This window comes from Synechocystis sp. LEGE 06083, assembly GCF_015207725.1.
Classification (GTDB): domain Bacteria; phylum Cyanobacteriota; class Cyanobacteriia; order Cyanobacteriales; family Microcystaceae; genus Synechocystis; species Synechocystis salina.
This window is the reverse complement of record NZ_JADEWJ010000219.1, coordinates 1-6,822: the sequence shown is the minus strand read 5'-3', so window position 1 is coordinate 6,822 and position 6,822 is coordinate 1. Positions and strand designations below refer to the sequence as shown.

Below are 6,822 nucleotides of genomic sequence, written 5' to 3'. Positions count from 1 at the left end.
GGTGACGGAAGTGCCCGCTTATCAATCCGCTTGCCCCGCCCATATGCCCGAAGAAGTGTGGCAAAGTATCCTTAACCGCAATGTGGATGTGATTACCTTTGCCAGCTCCAAAACCGTCACCCACTTCCGGCAACTGTTGGCCCAAACTAGTCAAGCTGACGGTTACCAAGATTGGCGATGTTTAATTAACCATTGCCAGATTGCTTCCATTGGCCCCCAAACTTCCGAGCGCTGTTTACAGGAATTGGGACAGGTGGACATTGAAGCAACGGAATATACCCTAGAAGGCCTAACCGGGGCCATTATTGATTATGTTCACCAAAATTCTTAACCCTGCCGCTCCCATACCTCTGATGGCGGCCATCACTGCCCTGGGGGGAATGATGTTTGCCCCTGCCGTTCGCAGTCAGGAAACCATTTTCAAGGAAAGTGTCCAAACCCAAACCACTTTCGCCGCCCAGCAATGTGCAGTACGGTTAAAAGGTCCCACCGAAGAAATTGCCATGGACTGCAATCAACTGTCCGTAACGGAGGGGGATGGCACGATCAATTTCCACTACGACAATGCCGACGAGATGGGCTTTTCCTTTGTGTTGGAATACAACGACAAACCTTTGCTGGCTGCTGGGAAGCTGAATAACAATCAATACAATGTCATTGGTACTTTCCTCTGGACCGCGGAAGATGGCATTGTTGACGAAACCTTGTCAGAAGCCGCAGGCACTTGCAGTGTTGTGCAGAGTCAGGTGCTTTGCCAGGCCATCATTGATGGTCAAATGCAGGTGGAAGCGGTGGTGGATCTCTAGTCTCCCCAGGTTGCTGTCAAGAACCTGTGAACTTATCTCCCAGGCTTTCCTTTAATTTTTTTAATCCCCTGTGGTGACTCTGTTGGCTTAGTTGAGGTGTCAATGAAATGTTGGTTGGCGGCGGCGGATTTACTGATCATTGCCGCTGAGGATTTACCAGCTTATAAAAAGGGCGGTTCCATTGTTCGTAATAATTACTTTTGGGCCCTCCAGGCGATCGCCTGCCATAGTGGGCGGGGTAAGGATTGGGAATTCGACGAGGCGGTGTGGGTAGCCCTGGGGAGACTGTTACTATTTTTTCTCAATTCTGGCTATCTGATGACGTCGGAAACCCTACTGGAATTTCCCTATGATGAGATTATTCCCCCTAGCTTGAGGTCAGTGGCCACCTGGCAGGCTCCTGGGGGCAGTGGGGACGTAGAGTAGTTTTGCAGGCGAAATCGGGGCTAACAGAGCAGGTTTTTCGCTTTTTTTCGAATTATTGGTCACAAAAAAGCTGTCGTATAGTATGGTATTAGCCTTTAACATGTCTTCTGACTGCCTAAAAACCGTCAGCGCTATCCCGTGCTAGTTCCCTATAAGCTTTTAAACTGAACCTGTCCTGCCAAGGCTTTTTCCGGTGTTTATCCCCCTCGACTTTTATCGTATTTTAGGCATTCCTCCCCAGAGTGGTGGGGAAACCATTGAGCAGGCCTACCAAGATCGCCTTCTGCAATTACCCCGGCGGGAATTTAGTGACGCCGCAGTTACTATCCGCAATCAACTACTGGCGATCGCCTATGAAACCCTGCGGGATCAGGAAAAACGCCAGGCCTACGACCAAGAGTGGTGGGGGGCCATGGACGAAGCTCTGGGGGAGGCGTTGCCCCTAACTACTCCGGAGTTGGAATGTAGCCCAGAGCAAAAGATTGGAGCATTGTTAATCCTGTTGGATTTGGGGGAATACGAACTGGTGCTCAAGTATGGTGAGCCAGTCCTCCATGACCCAAACCCTCCGGCGGGGGGCATGCCCCAGGACTATTTACTCTCGGTCATTTTGGCCCACTGGGAACTGAGCCGGGAACGGTGGCAACAACAGCAGTATGAATTTGCCGCTACCGCCAGCCTTAAAGCCATAGCTCGGTTGCAACAAGATAATGATTTCCCTGCTTTGGAAGCAGAAATCCGTCAGGAACTATACCGTCTGCGGCCCTACCGTATCCTCGAACTTTTAGCCAAAGAAGGGCAAGGGGAAGAGCAACGTCAGCAGGGTCTAGCTCTGTTACAGGCCATGGTGCAGGACCGGGGCGGCATTGAAGGTAAGGGGGAAGATTATTCTGGGTTGGGAAATGATGACTTTTTAAAATTTATCCACCAACTGCGCTGTCATCTCACGGTGGCCGAGCAAAACGCCCTATTTTTACCTGAAAGTCAACGGCCGTCTTTAGTGGCTAGCTACTTGGCAGTCCATAGTCTGATGGCCGAGGGGGTGAAGGAACAGGAGCCCATGGCCATTGTCGAAGCCAAGTCTTTAGTGACACAGTTGGAAAATTGTCAAGATTTGGCCCTAGAAAAGGCAATTTGTGAATTATTATTGGGTCAAACGGAAATTGTTCTGGCGGCGATCGACCAGGGAGATCCCAAAATAGTAGCTGGCCTCGAATCTAAGTTGGCGGCAGGGGAAGATCCTCTGACTGCTTTTTATACTTTCACTGAGCAGTGGCTAGAGGAAGAGATTGTCCCTTACTTTAGGGATCTTTCTCCAGAGACCCTTTCCCCCAATGCCTATTTCAACAATCCCTCCGTTCAGCAGTATCTAGAACAACTAGAGCCGGATTCCCTCACCACTGACAATTCTTTTGCTTCCCCTGCCCTCCTTAGCACCGCAACGGAATCGGAAACTCCCATGGTACATAGTTCCGCCGCCCTTCCCGATCGCCCTTTGACCCCCACCGTTCCCCCTCGACGGGGACGCAGTCCAAGACGTTCCCGAGACGATGTTTTCCCCAGCGCCGACAATGTTAGTGGTTTGGCCGTCACTACCCTCTCCCCGGCGATCGCCTACGACACTGATTCTTTAGGCACTAATGGCATTGGTGGAGATGGTGCCAGCAATGGTTTCTCTGGCAATCCCCCCCTAGAACCCATCAGCGACCATAAACCTCCCCGGCGGCGAAAAAAACGGGTGACCATTAAACCGGTGCGCTTTGGCATTTTTTTGCTATGCCTTGCAGGTATTGTGGGGGGCGCCACTGCCTTAATTATTAATCGTACTGGCGATCCCCTGGGCAGTTTATTGGAAGATCCCTTAGATGTGTCCCTGGATCAGCCCTCAGAATTGATCCCCGATGAAGCCACCAGCCGGAATTTAATTCTTAGTCAACCCAACTTCAATCAACAGGTGGGTCAGATGGTAGTGCAAAACTGGCTTGATAGTAAAAAGTTAGCCTTTGGCCAGAACTATGATGTCGGGGCGTTGCAAAATGTGTTGGCCCCCAATCTCCTTGCCCAACAACGGGGCCGGGCCCAACGGGATCAATCCCAAAAAATCTATCACCAGTACGAACATAAGTTACAAATTCTCGACTATCAAGTTAGTCCCCAAGACCCCAACCGAGCCACAGTTACCGCCCGGGTAGAAGAAATTAGCCAGCCCTTTACTTTAGCTAACCAAAAGCAGAAAGGAGCCGCCACCAAAGACGACCTGACTGTACGCTACCAACTAGTACGTCACCAAGGGGTATGGAAAATTGCCCAAATCCAAGTGGTAAATAGCCCCCGTTAGTGCTGGCCATTGATGCCCCATCGACGGTGGCATACGGCTTAATCCCCCCATAGGTACGGAAACCTGCACTTCCGAGAACCAAGCCCCTACCGTCACTATAAGAGTGTGAACGCATCGGTCCTGGGCAGTGGCTAGAGCCATGGCTCCTTGGTTCGTCTTTGTGTCTGATATTCTTACTTGTTAACGGGAGTTAATTAAAATTATGGGAAAAGTTGTTGGGATTGACCTCGGTACTACCAATTCCTGCGTGGCCGTAATGGAAGGGGGGAAACCCACTGTTATCGCCAATGCAGAAGGTTTTCGCACTACCCCCTCGGTGGTTGGTTATGCCAAAAATGGCGATCGCCTAGTGGGGCAAATTGCCAAGCGTCAAGCAGTGATGAACCCAGGCAATACATTTTATTCAGTTAAACGTTTCATTGGTCGTAAATTTGATGAAATTACCAATGAAGCCACCGAAGTTGCCTACAGCGTAGTTAAAGACGGTAACGGCAATGTCAAGCTAGACTGCCCCGCCCAGGGAAAACAGTTTGCCCCGGAAGAAATTTCTGCCCAGGTGTTGCGGAAATTGGTGGACGATGCCAGCAAATACCTAGGGGAAACCGTTACCCAGGCCGTCATCACCGTTCCTGCCTATTTCAACGATTCTCAACGGCAAGCCACCAAAGATGCGGGTAAAATTGCCGGTATCGAAGTACTCAGAATTATCAACGAACCCACCGCCGCTTCCCTGGCCTACGGTCTAGACAAAAAAGATAACGAAACGATTCTGGTGTTTGACCTAGGGGGCGGTACCTTTGACGTCTCTATCCTCGAAGTAGGGGAAGGGGTATTTGAAGTATTAGCTACCTCTGGAGATACTCACTTGGGAGGGGACGACTTCGACAAAAAAATTGTGGATTCCCTGGCCGGTGAATTCCAAAAAGCTGAAGGCATCGATCTTCGCAAGGATAAGCAAGCCCTGCAACGATTAACCGAAGCAGCGGAAAAAGCCAAAATTGAACTGTCTGGCGTGAGCCAAACGGAAATTAACCTGCCCTTCATCACTGCTACCCAGGATGGACCAAAGCATTTAGACACCACCCTATCCCGGGCCAAGTTTGAAGAAATTTGTTCCGATCTGATTGACCGCTGTGGTGTACCCGTCGAAAACGCTATTCGGGATGCCAAAATCGATAAATCCGCCCTGGATGAAATTGTGCTGGTGGGTGGTTCTACCCGGATCCCCGCTGTGAAGGAAGTGGTGAAAAAAATCCTCGGTAAAGAGCCCAATCAAGGGGTTAACCCCGATGAAGTGGTAGCCGTTGGTGCTGCTATTCAGGGAGGTGTACTCTCCGGGGAAGTCAAGGATATTCTGCTCCTGGACGTTTCTCCCCTCTCCTTGGGCGTGGAAACCCTAGGGGGCGTCATGACCAAAATCATTCCCCGCAACACCACCATCCCCACCAAGAAATCCGAAACCTTCTCCACCGCTGTGGACGGTCAAAGCAACGTGGAAATCCATGTGCTCCAAGGAGAACGGGAAATGGCCAACGACAATAAGAGTTTGGGGACCTTCCGGCTAGACGGTATTCCCCCTGCTCCCCGGGGTGTGCCCCAAATCGAAGTTACCTTTGACATCGACGCCAACGGTATTCTGAACGTCACTGCCAAAGACCGGGGTACGGGTAAGGAACAATCCATCAGCATCACCGGCGCTTCCACCCTGCCCGATACGGAAGTAGACCGGATGGTGAAGGAAGCTGAGTCCAATGCCGCCACCGACAAGGAACGTCGGGAGAAAATTGACCGCAAAAACCAAGCGGACTCCCTGGTGTACCAAGCGGAAAAACAAATCACTGAGTTGGGTGATAAAGTGCCCGCTGCCGACAAAACCAAGGCTGAAGGTTTGATCAAAGACCTCAAAGAAGCTGTGGCCCAGGAAGATGACGCCAAAATCCAAACGGTGATGCCGGAACTACAACAGGTCCTCTACAGCATTGGTTCCAATATGTACCAACAGGCTGGAGCAGAGGCTGGGGTAGGTGCCCCCGGTGCTGGCCCTGAAGCAGGCACTAGCAGTGGTGGTGGCGATGATGTCATCGATGCGGAATTCTCTGAGCCCGAGAAATAATTCTGGTTTTTCAGCTTTGTTGTTTGAAAACCTGTGTTGAAAACTCCCTAGCCCCCAATTTTGGGGTAATCACATGCCAAGATCCTCCCTTACTGGGGGGATTTTTTGTGATTTCCGTGGGAAAAAACTATGATTTAGGCAGGACTTTTTCTGGAATCAAAACCACTGTGGCCAATTCTGCTCCCGCCCTACGCACTCCCCTTTACGACCTTATTGGTCAACAAACCTCTAAACTAACGGCCTTTGCTGGCTGGGAAATGCCAGTACAGTTTACGGGGTTAAAACAGGAACATCAGGCGGTGCGGGAAAAGGTGGGGATGTTTGACATTTCCCACATGGGTAAATTCGTCCTGACTGGGGCGGACGTTTTGACGGCGTTGCAAAGTTTAGTGCCTTCAGATCTGGCTCGCCTCACCCCCGGTAAAGCCCAATATACAGTGCTGTTAAATGAACAGGGGGGCATTATTGACGACATTATTGTTTATGACCAAGGGAAAAACCAAGAGGGACAGGAGGAGGTCACTCTGATTGTCAATGCCGCCACTACGGAGAAGGATAAGCAATGGTTACTGGGACATTTATCTCAAGTAATTGATTTGCAAGATTTATCTAGGGAACAGGTCTTAATTGCCCTCCAGGGCCCAGAATCAGTCAGCGTTTTGCAACCATTAGTTGGTGGGGATTTAGACGGTTTACCCGCCTTTGGTCATTTGGAAACGGAATTGCTGGGGGCAAAGGCTTTTATTGCCCGGACGGGGTACACCGGGGAAGACGGCTTTGAAATTATGGTTTCCCCTGAAGTGGGACAACAACTCTGGCAAACTTTTCTGCGAAAAGATGTTGCTCCCTGCGGTTTAGGGGCTAGGGACACCCTGCGCTTAGAAGCGGCCATGGGTTTGTACGGCCAGGACATGGATGACCACACCACGCCCCTGGAAGCGGGTTTAGGTTGGTTAGTTCACCTCGATAGCAAAGGTGATTTTATTGGTCGTTCTGTGTTGGAGCAACAAAAAACCAACGGAATTGAAAAACGCCTAGTGGGCTTGGAAATGTTGGGAAAACAAATTGGCCGCCATGACTATCCCCTCATACACAAGGGCGAAAATATTGGCATTGTTACCAGTGGCACCCCTGTCTCT

6 protein-coding genes are annotated in these 6,822 nt (G+C 50.6%); all 6 read left to right on the top strand.

What is annotated here, in order from left to right; genetic code table 11:
- The coding region (locus tag IQ219_RS14965) for a uroporphyrinogen-III synthase (RefSeq protein ID WP_194073134.1) at window positions 1-331 on the top strand (331 nt) is incomplete at its 5' end.
- On the top strand, window positions 312-806 hold the full coding sequence (locus IQ219_RS14960) for a hypothetical protein (RefSeq protein ID WP_194073133.1): 495 nt from the start codon (window positions 312-314) through the stop codon (window positions 804-806). The genes IQ219_RS14965 and IQ219_RS14960, both read left to right, overlap by 20 nt.
- Window positions 807-902: 96 nt before the next feature.
- Window positions 903-1,232, top strand: a complete 330-nt coding sequence (locus tag IQ219_RS14955) for a hypothetical protein (RefSeq protein WP_347338244.1) — start codon at window positions 903-905, stop codon at window positions 1,230-1,232.
- Window positions 1,233-1,425: 193 nt separating this feature from the next.
- Window positions 1,426-3,570, top strand: a complete 2,145-nt coding sequence (locus tag IQ219_RS14950; protein WP_194073132.1) for an IMS domain-containing protein — start codon at window positions 1,426-1,428, stop codon at window positions 3,568-3,570.
- A 202-nt stretch (window positions 3,571-3,772) separates the two neighbouring features.
- A complete protein-coding gene (gene dnaK, locus IQ219_RS14945) occupies window positions 3,773-5,683 on the top strand; it encodes a molecular chaperone DnaK (protein WP_194073131.1) in 1,911 nt (636 codons plus the stop codon).
- Between the two features lie 167 nt (window positions 5,684-5,850).
- Window positions 5,851-6,822: glycine cleavage system aminomethyltransferase GcvT (gene gcvT / locus IQ219_RS14940; protein WP_194073135.1), on the top strand; the 972-nt coding region annotated here is incomplete at its 3' end.

Excerpts from the sequence above, each read along its gene's own strand:
- IQ219_RS14960 (WP_194073133.1), top strand. The coding sequence starts at position 312 with ATGTTCACCAAAATTCTTAACCCTGCCGCTCCCATACCTCTGATGGCG.
- dnaK (WP_194073131.1), top strand. The coding sequence starts at position 3,773 with ATGGGAAAAGTTGTTGGGATTGACCTCGGTACTACCAATTCCTGCGTG.